The following is a 17,256-nucleotide window of genomic DNA, read 5'->3' on the forward strand; positions in this document are numbered from 1 at the left end:
CTTTTGCTCAAAAAGAACCTGCAGTGAACTTATTGTGAAACTATTAATCAACGTTAAATGAAAAAAACACGCTTTGCCCGGTATGCATTTCTGCTGTGCTTTGTGTTGATCTCCCTGCTTACCTATGCGCAAACAGGTAGTATTACTGGTAAGGTGACAGACGATGCGGGACAACCAATTCCCGGCGCTACCGTCTTCATCAAGAATACCAGCAAAAACGCAACTGCTGATGCAGAAGGTAAATTCACCATTACTGGTGTTACTTCCGGAAACATCATCCTCGTAGCCCGTATTATGGGTTATGAAACCTCCGAAATTCCTGTAAACGCGGGTGCAAACAACGAGGCTGTCACCTTTCAGCTCAAAGCTGATACAAAAGGCCTGAACGAAATTGTGGTAGTCGGTTATGGTACGCAGAAAAAGAGCGACCTCACTGGCGCGATTGCCGTTGTATCTTCAAAAGACTTTAACAAAGGGCCTGCCGCTTCCGCAGATCAGCTGATCACAGGTAAAGTACCTGGTGTCCAGATCACTTCCAATGGTGGTGCTCCGGGTGCTGGTAGTACTATCCGCGTACGTGGCGGTGCTTCCCTCAATGCTACTAACGATCCGCTGATCATCATTGATGGAGTACCTGTAGATAACAATAACGTTAGTGGTGCATCCAATGCACTGGCACTGATCAACCCAAATGATATCGAATCATTCAACGTACTGAAAGATGCATCTGCTACCGCGATCTACGGTTCCCGTGCATCCAACGGCGTTATCATCATCACTACTAAAAAAGGTCGTCTGGGTGATAAACTGAACGTGTCTTTCAGCTCTACGAACGCGGTATCCAAGGTGACCAGCTACTCGCCGGTGCTAACCGCTGCCGAGTTCACCGATATTGTAAAGGCAAATGGTACGCAGGCGCAGACCGGATTACTGGGAACTGCCGCTACTGACTGGCAGAAAGAGATCTATCAGTCCGCTTTTAGCTCAGATAACAACCTGGCGCTCAGCGGTGCCTGGAAGAAACTGCCTTACCGCATTTCTTTCGGCTACCTCAACCAGGATGGTATCCTGAAGACTTCCAACCTCGATAGAAAGTCGGCCACTATCAACCTCTCTCCAAGTTTATTCGATGACCATCTGAAAATAAACATGAATGTGAAAGGTGCGCTGGCTGATTACCGTTTTGCCGACCAGGGTGCGATCAATGCCGCTGTTGCATATGATCCTACCAAACCTGTATTCTCCGGTAATGAACAGGCCTTTGGTGGTTATTACGAATGGTTATACAATGCTAAGCTATACGACCTCGCAACCAAGAACCCAGTGGCGATGCTGCAACAGAAAATGGATGAATCAGAAGTAAAGAGAAGTATCGGTAATATCCAGTTTGATTATAAATTCCATTTCCTGCCTGAACTGCGTGCTAACCTGAACCTGGGGTACGACTATCAGAAAGGAGAGGGTAATACCAATATCCCTAAGTACGCTGCCCTGTCTTACTACAATGGTACCGGCGGTTCCTACAAACATTATTCTCAGGAAATGAAGAACAAACTACTGGACTTCTACCTGAACTATGTGAAGGACCTGAAAGGTATTAAGAGCCGTATTGATGTAATGGCAGGTTACTCTTACCAGGACTTTATCATCGCTACGCCTGGGTATCCTACGCTGGATGAAGGTGGTGATACCACTACCGCTGCGACCAACTATGCTGAAGCGCAGCATACCCTGGTTTCTTTCTTCGGACGTCTGAACTATACTTTCAACGATAAATATCTCCTGACTTTCACCATGCGTCGTGACGGTACTTCCCGTTTCGCACAGCACTGGGGTAACTTCCCTTCTGTAGCTTTTGCATGGAAGCTGAAAGAAGAGTCTTTCCTGAAGAATGCAAAGGCCTTATCTGACCTGAAACTGAGACTGGGTTATGGTGTGACCGGTCAGGAAAACATTGGTGTTGGTAAAGAGTATGCGGCATTGTCCCGTTATACCTACGGTGATGCCAACTCTTCCTACCAGTTAGGCGACGCATTCTACAAAACACTGCGTGCTGCTGGTTATGACCAGAATATTAAATGGGAACAGACAGCTACCTATAACGTAGCATTGGACTACGGTTTCCTGGATAACAGGATCTCCGGTAGTGTTGACTTTTACTACAAGAAAACAACGGACCTGCTGGCGGATATCACGGCTCCAACCGGTACAAACCTGACTAACACACTGTATACAAATGTGGGTAGTCTGGAAAACAGAGGGGTGGAGTTCATCATCAATGCCACACCAGTTGAAACAAAAGATTTCCGCTGGAATGCAGGTTTCAACGTGACCTACAACAAGAACAAGATCCTGTCACTGTCCAAAGCACAGTCAGATACTTCAGTTGGTATCGCTACCGGCGGTATCTCCGGTGGTACAGGTAATACCATTCAGATCAACACTGCCGGCCATCAGATCAACTCTTTCTATGTATACAAACAGATCTACGATAAAGCAGGTAATCCGATTGAAGGCCTGTACGAAGATACAAACGGTGACGGTGTGATCAATGCGGATGACAAATACCGTTACAAATCTTCTAACCCGACTGTATACCTGAACTTCAATTCTCAGTTCAACTACAAGAGCTGGAGCCTCGGTTTCAGTGTACGCAGCAATATCGGTAACTACATTTACAACAACCAGGCTTCCAACAACGGTTCCTACAAAACATTCCAGAACGCTAACTACCTGGCGAACCTGTCTTCCAGTGTGCTGAAGACGAAATTCAGGAATACACAGTACTGGTCTGACTACTACGTAGAAAACGGTTCCTTCCTGCGTATGGACTACCTGAACCTGGGTTATGACTTCGGAAGGGTCATTAATAACAAAGTAGGTCTGCGTGCCAACTTCAACGTGCAGAACGTATTTGTGATCACTAAGTACAGTGGACAGGATCCGGAAGTATTCAGCGGTATAGACGATAAGTTCTACCCTCGTCCGCGTGTCTACTCTTTAGGTGTGAACCTTGATTTTTAATTAACAAACAGGAAACGTTATGACAAAGAAATTCATATATCAGGTTGTACTGGCTGGAGCAATGGCGTGGGGACTGACCTCCTGTACCAAAGATCTGGACCGTACTCCGATCACAGAGGTGACATCCGCCAGCGTGTATAAAGACTTTTCAAATTATAAGGCCATCCTGGCTAAATTATATGGCGGGTTCTCCGTAACCGGCCAGCAGGGTCCTACAGGTAGCCCGGACATCAGTGGTATCGACGAAGGTACCTCCAGTTATATCCGCGGATATTTTCAGATGCAGGAACTGCCTACTGATGAAGCTGTGATAGCCTGGAACGATGGTACTATACAGGACTTCCATCAGATGGACTGGACACCTGATGATAACTTCATCAATGCGATGTTCTCCCGCCTGTTCTATCAGATCGCGCAGTGTAACGAGTTTATCAGACAGACCTCCGATGCGAAATTGAGCAGCAACGGTATTGCGGAGAAAGATCAGGAAACAGCAAGGACTTTCCGCGCTGAAGCCCGCTTCCTGCGCGCCCTGAGCTATTATCACGCAATGGACCTGTTTGGTACTGTTCCATTTGTGACTGACAGTAATGAAGTGGCATTCTATTATCCGGAGCAGATCTCCCGTAAAAATCTTTTCGACTATATCGAGCGTGAGCTGATCGCTATAGAAGGCGATATGGCAGAAGCCCGCAGCAATGAATATGGCCGCGCCGATAAAGCCTGTGTATGGGGCCTGCTGGCGAAGCTGTATCTGAATGCGGAAGTGTACACCGGTACCAGCCGTTACACTGATGCGGTTACCTATAGCAGTAAAGTGATCACTTCCGGTTATTCCCTCGTATCCAACTATGCGAACATGTTCAAGGCAGATAATAATGTGACTTCCCAGTCTGAGATCATGCTGTCCGCCAACTTCGATGGTGTACGCACACAGACATACGGGGGTACTACCTACCTCGTGCATGCTGCTATCGGTGGTAACATGGATTATGAAGCATTCGGCGTGAACAGTGGTTGGGGTGGTTTACGTACGACCAGCGCTTTCGCTGATCTGTTCACTGATCTTACCGGTGCGACTGACAAACGTGCTATGTTCCATACTGACGGACAGAATCGTGTGATCGCTGACCTGGGTACTTTCACCGATGGTTATGCTATCACTAAATGGTCAAACAAAACGTCTACTGGTAAAGACGGTTCCAATAACATTTTCGTGGATGTCGACTATCCGCTGATGCGTCTCGGAGAGATGTATCTTACCTATGCCGAAGCAGTACTCCGTGGCGGTACAGGCGGTAGTACCGCAAAGGCGCTTGAGTATGTGAATGACCTGCGCCAGCGTGCCTATGGTAACGCTACGGGTAACATCACAGCCGGTCAGTTAACACTGCCATTCCTACTTGATGAAAGAGGTCGTGAACTGTATTGGGAGGGCCATCGCAGAACAGACCTGATCCGCTATGGTCTCTTTACCGGAAGCGCTTATGTATGGCCGTTCAAAGGTGGGGTAGCAGCTGGTGCAGCAGTAGGTGATTTCCGTACGGTATATCCAATACCTACCACTGCCAGAGTAGCGAATCCTAATCTGAAACAGAACGACGGTTATTAATTACGGGAACAGCATTTAACCACAATACCAAAATATTTGCATCATGAATGCCTGGTTGAATAAAATTATTGCAGGGAGTATATGTGTGATGGCCCTGGCCTCCTGCGAAAAGCAGGACAGTTTCACACAGGTGAAAACAGGTACTACACCCACTTTCTCTGCTACTGCCACTGAATTTACCTTTTCGGCAGATCATGCCACTGATGACGCCGTGACCTATAAATGGTCCGCTTCTGAGGACTGGGGTTACCGGTCAGTAGTGAACTACGCACTGGAAGTAGATCAGAAAGGCAATGGCTTTAAGAATGCTATAGATATCTTTAATGCTAATAACGGGCTGAGTAAGACCTTTACGGTGGCCGCGCTGAATCAGGCGGTCAATAATATGGGACTTGCCGCTGGTCGCCAGCATGAGCTGGTGATCCGTGTAAGAGCAGCTGTGGATACTGTCGGCAATGAAGTATTTTCTGACAGTGTATCATTAACTGTTACACCATACTACGTACCGAAAGTCTATCCTTCTGTATACTTACCCGGCGGTTACCAGGGATGGTCTTTTGACAATCCCGGACTGGGTTCCCTGGCATCTGTGAACAATGACAAAAAATACGAAGGTTACCTGAACTTCCCCGATGCTAACACCGAGTTCAAGATCACTCCTGCAAAAAGCTGGGATACCAACTATGGCGATGGCGGTGGTGGATCACTGGTAAGCAATGGTGGTAATATCAAAGCAGGGGAAGCAGGGTATTACCGGCTGACGGCTGACCTGAATGCGTTGACCTACAGCATTACCCGTACTACCTGGAGTATCAATGGTACTGCAACCGGTGGTGCGGATAAAGCGATGACGCTTGATGGGACTACAAAGAAATGGAGTATCACGACGGCCTTACAGGCAGGCACTTTCTACTTCCGGGCCAACAATGCCAACACGATCACTTTCAGCGACGATGATAACAATGGTGTACTGACTGCTGGTTCCACTGGTGCTATCAGTATCGCCACAGCCGGAACATATACGATCACGATGGACCTGAACAATGCAGGTAACTATATTTATACGCTGAGCGTACAATAAGGAACTGACATCGGCAGCAGCCTGGTAACATCACCGGGTTGCTGCTCTTAAACCATAGATAAATAAGCATGTTACAGACGAGAAGATTGTTACTGACCGCTATCCTGGTATTCACTGCTACTATTACTTCACAGGCACAACAGCCAAAACTGGAACGGATAGAACCTGCCTTCTGGTGGACAGGTATGCAGGAGCCTCTCCTGCAACTGATCATTCACGGTGACAAGATCGCGGAAAGGGAGGTTTCCCTCAGCTATCCCGGTGTTACTCTCCAGGAAGTACACAAGGTGGAGAATCCGAATTATCTCTTCGTTGATATAAATATTACTTCTTCGGCTGTTCCGGGAACGTTCCCAATTAAGCTGAAATTGAAAGGCCAAAAAGATCTCGTATACACGTACGAACTGAAGAAAAGGAATGAAGGCATTAAAGCGCAGGGTGTTAACAGCAGCGATCTTGTATACCTGATCATGCCTGACCGCTTTGCGAATGGCGATAAGAACAATGATGTCATCAAAGGCATGCAGGAGACCTCCCTGAACAGAGATTCCATGTATAAACGCCATGGCGGCGATATACAAGGTATCATTGATCACCTGGGCTACCTGCAGGATATGGGTGTAACCGCCCTGTGGATGACTCCGCTGGTGACGAATGATCAGCCTTCCGCCTCCTATCACGGTTATGCGGCTACGGAGAACTACCATATTGATCCCCGCTTTGGTTCCAATGAACTGTATAAGGTACTGGCTGACAGTCTGCATAAAAGAGGCATGAAGCTCATTCAGGACCTGGTGCATAATCATATTGGCAGCCAGCACTGGACCATGAAAGACCTGCCCATGAAGAACTGGGTACACCAGTGGCCTGCTTTTACCCGCTCCAGTTTCCGCGCGGCTCCTTTAATGGACCCATACGCTGCTCCGTCTGACAGAAAGATCATGACGGATGGCTGGTTCGACCTGCATATGCCCGATATGGACCAGACCAATCCATATGTGCGGAGGTATTTTACCCAAAGTCATATCTGGTGGATTGAATACGCCGGAGTAGATGCATTTCGCCTGGATACTTATCCCTATAATGATGCTGATTTCATGTCTGAATGGGGGAAAGCCATCAAAGCAGCCTATCCCGGTTTTACTTTCTTCGGGGAGGTATGGGTACACAGTGGTCCCGAACAGGTATTCTTTACACAAGGCAATACGGTGAACAGGGGCTTTGATACGCAGCTGGCTGGTACGACCGATTTCCAGAGCCTCTGGGCTATCTCCGCTGCACTGAATGAGAAGCCAGGATGGGATGATGGGGTCGTAAAACTCTACACCGCCCTGATACAGGATTATCAGTACCAGGACCCGATGCGTAACGTCGTGTTCCTGGACAATCATGACCTGAGCCGTTTCTACTCTGTTGTACAGGAAAATAAAAATAAATACAAAGCAGCATTGGCCTGGTTACTCACCACCCGTGGTATTCCGCAGTTATATTATGGTGCGGAGATCGGTATGAAGAATTTCAGCGCACCTGATGGGCTGGTACGTGAAGATTTCAAAGGCGGATGGACCGGTGACGCGGAGAATAAATTTACCGCTGCCGGTCGTACTGCAGATGAGAACGAACTGTTTAATTATGTCAGCACACTGGCCAACTACAGAAAGCAGCACCCGGTACTGCAATCCGGGAAACTGATGCAGTATGTGCCGCAGGACAATGTCTATACGTACTTCCGTTACAATACAGAAACGACGGTGATGATCGTACTCAATCCGAATGAAAAGGAAATGGCGGTATCACCAGCCCGCTATACGGAAAGAGTGACCGGCTTTACACAGGCAAAGGACGTTGTGACCGGCAAGACCTGGCCGCTGTCGGATAGCCTGCGCATACCTGCCCAGACGACACAGGTCATGGAGCTGCTGCGATAACAACATTTTTCAAACGATATTATCTGAACATATGCAAGGATTTCAAGCATGCATTTTTGATCTGGATGGCGTGATCGTAGATACGGCCGTCTATCATTTCAAAGCCTGGAAAAGGCTGGCCAATGAGTTAGGGTTCAATTTCACCGAGTCGCAGAATGAGAAGCTAAAAGGAATCAGCAGGGTAAAATCACTGGAACTGATACTTGAATGGGGCGGTATTGAAAAGACAGCAGCAGAGCAGCAGGTGCTGGCCACCCGTAAGAACGAATGGTACGTAGACATGATCCATCATATGACGCCGGAGGAAATACTGCCAGGTGCAAGGGAACTGCTGGACAACCTGCGTGCTGCCGGTATTCGCACGGCACTCGGCTCTGCCAGTAAGAATGCAACTGTCATCCTGGAGAAAGTCGGCATCCTTCCACTCTTTGATGCATTGGTGGATGGTAATACCGTATCTGCCTCCAAGCCTGATCCGGAGGTATTTCTAAAAGGAGCGGAAGCACTGCGTATCGCGCCTGAAAAGTGTATCGTATTTGAAGACGCTATTGCCGGTGTACAGGCCGCAAAGGCAGCCGGTATGAAGGTCGTGGGCATAGGGGAGCAGGACGTGCTGGCAGCAGCTGATCTTGTGGTGTCAAGCCTGGTACAGATCAATATACAGGTACTGAACAATTTATACTCAAAATAAACAACATCGATTGCGTTTGCAAATAGGTGACATCTGGCATAACCATGAAGCAATATATTAAAGTAGATGGCTGGAACATTATCGAAGAAGGTTTTGTCCCACATTATAATAAAATTTCCGAGAGTATTTTCAGTCTGGGTAATGGCCGTATGGGCCAGCGTGCCAACTTTGAAGAAGCTTATTCCGGTGAAACACTACAGGGTAATTATGTAGCGGGTGTTTATTACCCGGATAAGACCCGCGTGGGCTGGTGGAAGAACGGTTATCCGGAGTACTTCGCCAAAGTACTGAATGCAGCAAACTGGATCGGTATCGGTCTCACTATAGATGGTGAAGAGCTGGACCTGCACAAGGCAACCGTAACCGAATTCCGTCGTGTACTGAACATGCAGGACGGATACCTGCAACGTTCATTCACCGCGACGCTGGCCAGTGGTAAACAGGTAAAGGTGACTGCTACACGTTTCTGCAGTATTGTGGATGATGAAACCGGGGCTATCCGTTACAGCATCACGCCCCTGAACTTTGAAGGTACTTTACAAGTTACTTCCTATATAGATGGTGATATTAAGAACCAGGACGCGAACTATGATGAGAAGTTTTGGGAGGAAGTTAGCGCCAGCGTACAGCATACCAGCGCCTACATCACCCTGAAGACGAAGAAAACAGGCTTCCAGGTATGTACAGGTATGCAGTTTAACATCTACCAGGATGGCCAGCCGGTAGCGTTACAGGCTACGCCTGTGCAGAAGGAGAAGTATGTGGGAGTAACTACATCCGTGAAGGTGGCCCGTCAGCTGGAAACAGTGATCTATAAATATGCGGCGAATCTCTCTTCTGAGAACCACCCCGTTCAGGCACTGGTGAATAACTGTGAGATCGCTGTCAGCAAAGCTGCTGCCAAAGGATTTGAGAAGATGCTCACTGAGCAGGCGGCTGCCTGGTCGCTGAAATGGAAGGAAAGTGATATCATCATTGAAGGAGATCCGGCGGCACAGCAGGGCATCCGTTTTAATATTTTCCAGCTGAACCAGACATATACCGGAGAGGACGCACGACTGAACATCGGTCCGAAAGGCTTTACCGGTGAGAAATACGGCGGTTCCACCTATTGGGATACTGAGGCGTATTGCATTCCGTTCTACCTCGCTACAGCGGAGCCACAGGTAGCCAGGAACCTGCTGATCTATCGTCATAAACAACTGGGTAAGGCAATAGAGAACGCTGCTAAACTGGGCTTCAGTAATGGCGCTGCTTTGTATCCGATGGTAACCATGAACGGAGAGGAGTGTCATAATGAGTGGGAGATCACTTTCGAAGAAATACACCGTAATGCGGCTATCGCTTTTGCGATATTCAACTATATTCGTTACACAGGAGATAGTGCTTATCTCGCGGAATATGGGCTGGACGTGCTGATCGGTATCGCGCGTTTCTGGGCACAGCGTGTGAACTGGAGCGAAGCGAAAGGACAATATGTGATGCTGGGTGTTACCGGGCCGAATGAGTATGAGAACAACGTAAATAATAACTGGTATACCAGTACGATGGCCACCTGGTGTCTGCAATACACAATTGACGCGTTACAGCAGGTGAAGGAAACAGCGGCGGACAGATATGCAGCCATCATACAGCATACCTCTTTTGATGCAGATAAAGAACCGGAAAAGTGGCAGCATGTGATCGATAACATGTATTACCCGGTAGATGAACAGCTGGGCATCTTCCTGCAACAGGATGGCTACATGGACAAGGAACAGATCCTTGTGAAAGACATCGATCCTTCACAACGTCCGCTGAACCAGAAATGGAGCTGGGACCGTATCCTGCGTTCCTGTTATATCAAACAGGCGGACGTGTTACAGGGGCTCTATTTCCTGGAAGACAGATATGATATGGACACGCTGCGCCGTAACTTCGATTTCTATGAACCGCGCACGGTACATGAAAGTTCGCTGTCTCCCTGCGTACATGCGATCCTGGCAGCCAAACTGGGGGATGAAAAAAGAGCGCACGAGTTCTATCTGCGCACTTCCCGTCTGGACCTGGATGATTATAACAACGACACAGAAGACGGTCTGCACATCACTTCGATGGCAGGTACCTGGATGAGTGTGGTGGAAGGTTTTGCCGGTATGCGGGTGAGAGATGGTCAATTGCAGTTCACGCCATTCCTGCCAGGTAAATGGCAGTCATTCGCTTTTAACATCCGTTTTCGCGGAAGGATACTGAAAGTGAAGGTAAGCAAGGACAGTGTGCACATAGAGAATCGTTCCATCCAGGATATCACGGTACTGATCTACGGTGAAGCGTTGGAAGTACCAGCAGGAGCTACTGTGACAACAAAGCAAGGAAATTTAGTTAATTAAAATATTCATCCCATGAAAGGATTGGCCAAGCCGCGGCTGTCTGCTGCGCGCATATGGAATATGAGCATGGGCTTTTTCGGTATCCAGTTTGGTTTTGCCTTACAGAACGGAAATGCTTCCCGCATTCTACAAACCTATGGAGCAGAAGTGGAGCATCTGTCACTGTTCTGGCTGGCGGCTCCGCTGACGGGTATGATCGTACAGCCGATCATCGGCCATTACAGTGACCGCACCTGGAACAGGCTGGGCCGTCGCAGGCCTTACTTCCTGGTAGGCGCTATTGCAACGGCACTCGCGTTGATGTTACTGCCCAACTCCTCTTTACTGGCAGCGGTACTGCCGCCTGTATTGATAGGTGCGGGTATGCTGACACTGATGGATGCTTCTATCAACGTGGCCATGGAACCTTTCCGTGCCCTGGTGGCCGATAATCTGCCTGATGAACAGCGTAGTCAGGGCTTCTCTGCACAAACATTCCTGATAGGTGCCGGTGCCGTACTGGGTTCCTCCCTGCCGTTTTTACTGGCAGAGTATATGGGGGTAGCCAAGACAGCGGCGCCAGGTGTTGTGCCTGATAATGTGATCTACTCCTTTTATGTAGGAGCAGGGGTATTGCTGGCGACCATCCTTTGGTCCATCGTTACTTCGAAAGAGTATTCTCCGGACGAGTTCAGACAGTTCAATCCGGAACATACGGCAGACGTCTCTCACGGAGGACTGAGCACTATCCTGAAAGATTTCTCCAACATGCCTTCCGCTATGAAGCAACTGGGCGTGGTGCAGTTCTGTTCCTGGTTTGCCCTCTTCTCCATGTGGGTATTTACCACGCCAGCGGTAGCGCACCACATTTATAAAGTGGCGCCTAACGACACATCATCCGCGCTTTTTGCAGATGCAGGTAATAAGGTAGGATTCCTTTTTAGTATCTATAGTGCGGTATCCGCAATATATGCGTTAGTGTTGCCTGCTATTGCCCGTAAGACTTCAAGGAAGCTGGCGCATGCCATTTCACTGACAGCAGGCGGTTTGTCACTGATCTCTTTTTATTTCATTCAAAACCCTGATCTGCTGATCTGGCCGATGGTCGGTATCGGCATGGCATGGGGTAGTATACTGTCTACACCGTATGCGATATTATCCGGCGTTATCCCTTCTCACAAGACAGGGGTGTACATGGGTATCTTCAATTTTTTCATCACGTTCCCCCAGATCGTTAATGGTATTTTCGGAGGACTGATCGTGAAACACCTGTTCCAGGGTGAAGCCATCTTCGCACTGGTGATGGGAGGAGCCTTTATGATCATCGCGGCAGTAGCTGTTATGTATGTGAAGGATAATGAAAAGAAAGCTGCTGAACAACTGGTGTCAACCTATGGCGTTGCCTAGGCCCGCTGAAGGGAAACAAATCTAAACGTACGTCTTTCTACCAATCAACAATCAAACGTCAAAGGGTACGATACCGTTACAGGTGTCGTACCCTTCTGCTTATATATCGTGACCGTCGATGTAACGATCTTTTCTTTGCTATTTTTTCTTTGTTTTAACGGCCTTTTTGTCTGGACCACCCTGCTGGTTGCCCATAGTCGTTTCAGGCGTTTTTACCCCTTCTGATGGCTTTGCCGAGACCCTCGTAGGCACCGGAAGGTCTTCACCCTCCCCACCGTTGGACATTCTTACATTACCTATTAAGGGACCACTGACAATTTCTGTCTCTGACGTGCGCGCTACCTTAGTAGTTGAAGCCTGGGCTGCCAGGTTCACTGTGTCGCAGGAATTAAATACCAGGGTCAGGGCAGGCCTTAATGTAGAGACCACATACTCGCTGGAGGCGAACGCCAGGTTGACGTAATAGGTCTCTTTCTGCAGCCGGATACAGAATCCATGGCTACTGTCCGCTGGCAGGTCGATCATGTCCTGTACCAGCGCCGTCACATCTACGGTTACGTGGTAATTCCAGGTTTGCGCTTCACCTCTGGAGCCCTGTAATGCAGTTTGGTGCATGAAACTGATGGATGGTCTTTTATTCCAGGTCACAGAATCCTCACTCCAGGGACTGGTAATGCGGTCAATAAAACAATCATTTGGACCTGTATTTCCCTGTTTAATAAAGATGCTGCTTTCCTTACCATACAGGCTTAACGTAGCCTGGCTGACACGTGTACCACGCGGAATGTCCCTTAACTGCGTGAAGTCGATGAATGTACGGGAATAACCATCTTCTCCGCCTTGTCCGCCGTAAGTCCATCCGGAAGCAGAAAGCTCATCACGATGTCCAAAGTTCTTATCGGACCATGCAGGCAGATTAGTTTTGACAAAGACGGTGGCATCTTTCCCATTACAGGAATCTGGCCGGAATGTAAGTGTGGTTTGGGAGTAACCGGTAAGGGTTGACAGTAACAGGCCCAGCGCCAATACGGGAGGTCTCATAAGTATAGGTATTATTTCCAGCGAAAATAGACATAAAAACGGATTGCCCATCCCGGGACTCAGTCCGGGACGGTGCAATCTGCTTATCTATATTGCTGCTGCGCTTCACAAGTGCGGCAGTATTATACAGTTAAGTGAACTTTTATGGCTGTGGGGCGGATGCAGTAGTGGTATAAAATACCGGCCATACGTTCGGTGCAGGTACGCTGACGCCTTTATTTGCGCCTCTTACCTTACCATCCTGTCCGAAGTAATACATAGGCCATCCTTTGTACGTGATCTGTTTTTTGCCCAGCACGGTGATGACGGTGAAATCTGCCTTGTTAAAGCCGGTTGGTACATTTTTCACTTCCGATACTTCATAGATCGGCCAGATAGCATTGTGTGCCTCGTCCGCATTCGTGAAGTTATTCGTGCCTGCTTTGTCGTTAGCAAACTTGTAGAGTGTTAGTCCACGGTCGTCTACCAGGTATTTGGAAGCGCCTGTGCCTGATGCAATTGTGCCGGTATTATCCAGCAGGTAGTCTTTTGCATCATTGCCACGCAACTGGAAATTAGCGACCATTACGGTATAGTCAGGTTTTGCTACGAACCAGATGGTGCCGACGTTATCGCCTTTGGTTTCACCCGCAGCAGCATCCTGCGCATAGTAGTATAAAGGCCAACCTTTATAGGCGGTTTGCTTCGAGCCATCGGGGCGGGTTACGGTAGTAAAATCTGCTTTATTCAGCGAGCTGTCAATCGTGAGCGCAGCTTCTGCTACATAGAATGTTGGCCATATAGCAGCGCAACCATCTTTACACGTTGGCGTACCCTGTGCATCATTAGAAAAGAAGTATAATGTCTTGCCGGTGCTGTCAGTCAGTATAGCGCCAAATCTGGCATCGGTCGCAACTTTTACGGTTTTCTGCGGAACAGGCGGTGGTGTTGTGCCTCCATCGTTGTCGTCTTTTGAGCATGAAGTAGCCATTGTGGCAATCAGGAGCATTGCCACCATAGATCTTTTAAGGAAATACATGGTGATTAGAAATTTTTAAATAAGCAAATTGTGAGCACTTGTGTCAACTAGTTAATACGAGAGAGAAATAGAAAGGTTGCCTGAAGAAGAATAAAAATTTAGTTCCTGATTCCCAATTCCGGATTGAATTTCGTTTTCTTACAATTTTAAAAACTCAACTGGTCCTAGTTTTGACATGTCATTTAAAACATAATAACATGTCAACACAACAACCTGCTACTATTTTGATCACCGGAGCTACAGGCAATATCGGTAAAGAACTGATCGCCCGTTTATCTGCGCAGGGTATACCTTTTAAGGCGATGGTACGCTCTATTGAAAAGGCAAAGGACCTGGAAAAGCTGCCCGGCATTACCCTGGTACAGGGAAATTTTGATGATCCGCATTCTCTCAACACGGCGCTGCATGGCATAGAGAAAGCCTTTCTGCTGACCAACTCCTCCGAACAGGCGGAAGCACAGCAGATCACTTTTGTGCAGGCAGCTAAAGGCGCCGGGGTAAGACATATAGTGAAGTTATCACAATGGGCAGCAGATGAGCATTCTCCTGTACGCTTCCTGCGATATCATGCAGCTGTTGAAGCAGCTGTTAAGGAAACGGGAATAGCCTATACTTTCCTGCGTCCTAATCTGTTCATGCAGGGGTTGCTGGGCTTTAGGGATGTAATAAGATCGGGGCATAAATTCTTTGCGAGTGCAGGCGATGCAAAGATCTCGCTGATCGATGTTCGTGATATTGCAGCTGTAGCTGCCGTTGTGTTAACGGGTGACGGACATGAGAACAAGACCTATGACCTCACCGGTCCTGCATCGCTGACACACCATCAGCTGGCAGATGTTTTTTCTCAGGTGCTCGGGCATCAGATCACTTTCGTCGATGTGCCGGCACCTGCTATGAAAGAGGCGCTGCTGGGGGCCGGATTTCCGGAATGGCAGGCGGATGGATTGCTCGAGGATTATACGCACTATCGTTTAAATGAGGCGGCGGAAGTCCTTCCTACAGTAGCGGAGGTGACCGGACATCCGCCGCACACATTCGAACAGTTTGTGACCGATCATGCGTTTTTATTCAGATAAATTATGCTTTACCACCTTTGAACTGAGGAGGGAATAAACTGATCTGCTGCCATATGACATCTGCGATCGCTCTTCCTTCCTCATTCAGTTCTTTTGTCTCAAACTGTGGTTGTTCACTGTCATCGTCTTTGATGATGTCAAAGTGATCAGGAAATCTTACTGCGGATTTATCAAGTGGTTTCACATGATAAACGGTTGCATGCTGTAGTCTCTCAAAAGCAACATCATACATGTAATGCTGATCATTATAGGATACCGTGATTTGGCGGGTCATCATAAGCTATGTTTATAAGCGTAATATGCAACAACCAGACCACGGAGAACGGTCACGACTGTTGTTGTTAACTAGAGATTAGATCTATTTCCCTCCATACTGACTGTCCAGGAACTGATACCGGGCTCTCGTATTTTCCTTCTTCATCCCTGACTGTACATCAATGTTCATATACCGAGAATCCGGAGTGGCGTCTTGTTCCCATTTGGGTACACCCGGGCCATTCGGATTACCGGTCTTAACAAAATTGGCGAAATAGTTCAGCATGGTATTGGAAACTGTGTAATCATCTTTTGTCCAGGCATATACCTTGTTATGTTGCAGGTTGCCCATGGCGTATTCGATCTCTGCTGCATGGGGAGCCCCTTTTAACGGGGCAGCCTGTTTAGGTTGCGGCGCATTAGTTTTGATCACGCCACCGGCCAATCCTGGCTGCGCATTACCCATTTTAGGCGTCATATCCGGTCGCGGACGTGAGAATATGTAACGGTATACCGGCTGCTGGCTGGTAGATCTATGCAGATCAGCCCATTTCCAGGTACTATAGACGATGAAGCGGTCGCTGGCCAGGTCCGTAGCGGATGCAATGACCTGTTCAGGTGTGCCGCCCGGATAAAGCTGTAAAACTTCGTCTGTGTTATTGGGATAGAGTTCGGTGATCTTTTTGACGTAGTTGTCCGTAGTAGGGTCATCCTTCCACATGAGGGCCCTGTAGGGCAGCTCTGCCGAGTTCCAGCCTGCCAGTAGCGGAATGTGCGCCTGTTCTCCGGCAGCGTAGATATCTACAGGCTTTTTGGGCAATACGTAGCCGTCCACATTACAGGCCAGCGGAGGAATGCCCGGGCCGGAAGCTTTTCTAAGCAGCTCTTCCGCAGGAATTGCCCGCAGGGCTTCCAGTGAGTTGGCACCAACGGCGTTGGCAAAGGCGACACCGTTCTTTTCAGCTTCTTCCCTGCTGAGTGGGGCCATGGTAGGGAAGATCATAGCGCCACTTTCCCCGATCGCGCCATGAATGAGTTCTTTGGACAGAGGAGACGCCATTAGGGCGGACACAGAAATGGAACCGGCAGATTCCCCGGCGATGGTCACCCGTTTCGGGTCGCCGCCAAAGGCAGCAATGTTCTTCTGTACCCATGCCAGGGCTGCCTGCTGGTCCAGCAGGGTGTAGTTGCCGGACGCATGATAGGACGCTTCTTTCGACAGATCAGGATGTGCCAGTAAGCCGAACACGCCGAGGCGGTAGTTAACAGTCAGGGAGATAATACCTTTCCTGGCCATGCTTTCTCCGTCATACCGCGCTTCGGAGCCATCTCCGGCCACCATACCGCCACCATAGAAGTAGACCAGTACCGGAAGCTTTTTGCCCGCAGCGTTGGCTGGAGCCCATACGTTCAGGTAGAGGCAGTCCTCACTCATACCGTCCGACCGGAAGCCCATATCTCCGAAGATATTGCCCTGCATGGCCCGCGGACCGAAATGATCGGCCTTCAGGATAGTATCCCAGGATCTTTCCGGCTGAGGGGCCTTCCAGCGTAAAGCGCCCACAGGAGGTTGTGCATAGGGAATACCTTTGAAACTCTGAATGCCGGTCGCAGGGGAAAGTACACCCTGTATCCGTCCGCTCTGGATCTTTACCACAGCGGGGGACGCCGCGGTCTTTTTCTGCGCCATGCCTGGTAGCCAGCTTAGCTGAGTCAGCAGGAGGAGTGAAAAACAGTATGATTTCATAACATGTAAATTGTTAAAATGTAGTATC

General features: G+C 48.6%; 12 protein-coding genes. 8 read left to right on the plus strand and 4 right to left on the minus strand.

The genetic code is table 11. The features are described 5' to 3' along the window. The first annotated feature begins 57 nt into the window (after positions 1-57). The 7 genes from GWR21_RS30760 to GWR21_RS30790 all read left to right on the plus strand — a co-directional run bounded on the left by GWR21_RS30760 (position 58) and on the right by GWR21_RS30790 (position 12,091). Positions 58-3,024 (plus strand): SusC/RagA family TonB-linked outer membrane protein, encoded by a 2,967-nt coding sequence (locus GWR21_RS30760; protein ID WP_162335515.1) that lies wholly within the window; start codon positions 58-60, stop codon positions 3,022-3,024. 19 nt (positions 3,025-3,043) lie between these two features. Further along, complete coding sequence (locus tag GWR21_RS30765) at positions 3,044-4,636, plus strand: RagB/SusD family nutrient uptake outer membrane protein (protein WP_162335516.1); 1,593 nt, start codon at positions 3,044-3,046, stop codon at positions 4,634-4,636. A 43-nt stretch (positions 4,637-4,679) separates the two neighbouring features. Continuing rightward, positions 4,680-5,717 carry a SusE domain-containing protein gene (locus GWR21_RS30770; protein WP_162335517.1) on the plus strand — a complete coding sequence of 346 codons (1,038 nt, stop codon included), beginning with the start codon at positions 4,680-4,682 and terminating at the stop codon, positions 5,715-5,717. Positions 5,718-5,785: 68 nt separating this feature from the next. Next, complete coding sequence (locus GWR21_RS30775) at positions 5,786-7,645, plus strand: glycoside hydrolase family 13 protein (RefSeq protein WP_162335518.1); 1,860 nt, start codon at positions 5,786-5,788, stop codon at positions 7,643-7,645. Positions 7,646-7,676: 31 nt separating this feature from the next. After that, entirely contained in the window at positions 7,677-8,336 is a 660-nt protein-coding gene (gene pgmB, locus GWR21_RS30780; RefSeq protein ID WP_162335519.1) for a beta-phosphoglucomutase, read from the plus strand. A gap of 44 nt (positions 8,337-8,380) precedes the next feature. Next, entirely contained in the window at positions 8,381-10,705 is a 2,325-nt protein-coding gene (locus GWR21_RS30785) for a glycoside hydrolase family 65 protein (RefSeq protein WP_162335520.1), read from the plus strand. 12 nt (positions 10,706-10,717) lie between these two features. After that, on the plus strand, positions 10,718-12,091 hold the full coding sequence (locus tag GWR21_RS30790) for an MFS transporter (protein ID WP_162335521.1): 1,374 nt from the start codon (positions 10,718-10,720) through the stop codon (positions 12,089-12,091). A gap of 138 nt (positions 12,092-12,229) precedes the next feature. Here the strand turns inward: GWR21_RS30790 and GWR21_RS30795 are convergent, their stop codons facing one another. Both GWR21_RS30795 and GWR21_RS30800 read right to left on the minus strand, forming a co-directional pair. Next, positions 12,230-13,132: a DNRLRE domain-containing protein gene (locus tag GWR21_RS30795; protein WP_162335522.1), complete on the minus strand. Its 903-nt coding sequence runs from the start codon at positions 13,130-13,132 to the stop codon at positions 12,230-12,232. 142 nt (positions 13,133-13,274) lie between these two features. Next, complete coding sequence (locus GWR21_RS30800) at positions 13,275-14,150, minus strand: hypothetical protein (RefSeq protein ID WP_162335523.1); 876 nt, start codon at positions 14,148-14,150, stop codon at positions 13,275-13,277. Positions 14,151-14,347: 197 nt separating this feature from the next. Between GWR21_RS30800 and GWR21_RS30805 the strand changes: the two genes are divergently transcribed. After that, entirely contained in the window at positions 14,348-15,226 is an 879-nt protein-coding gene (locus tag GWR21_RS30805; RefSeq protein WP_162335524.1) for an SDR family oxidoreductase, read from the plus strand. Position 15,227: 1 nt separating this feature from the next. Here GWR21_RS30805 and GWR21_RS30810 read toward each other — a convergent pair whose 3' ends face one another. Both GWR21_RS30810 and GWR21_RS30815 read right to left on the minus strand, forming a co-directional pair. Beyond that, on the minus strand, positions 15,228-15,503 hold the full coding sequence (locus GWR21_RS30810; RefSeq protein WP_162335525.1) for a hypothetical protein: 276 nt from the start codon (positions 15,501-15,503) through the stop codon (positions 15,228-15,230). Positions 15,504-15,584: 81 nt separating this feature from the next. Then, positions 15,585-17,228, minus strand: a complete 1,644-nt coding sequence (locus tag GWR21_RS30815) for a carboxylesterase/lipase family protein (RefSeq protein WP_162335526.1) — start codon at positions 17,226-17,228, stop codon at positions 15,585-15,587. Positions 17,229-17,256 lie beyond the last annotated feature (28 nt).

This window comes from Chitinophaga agri (assembly GCF_010093065.1).
Classification (GTDB): Bacteria; Bacteroidota; Bacteroidia; order Chitinophagales; family Chitinophagaceae; genus Chitinophaga; species Chitinophaga agri.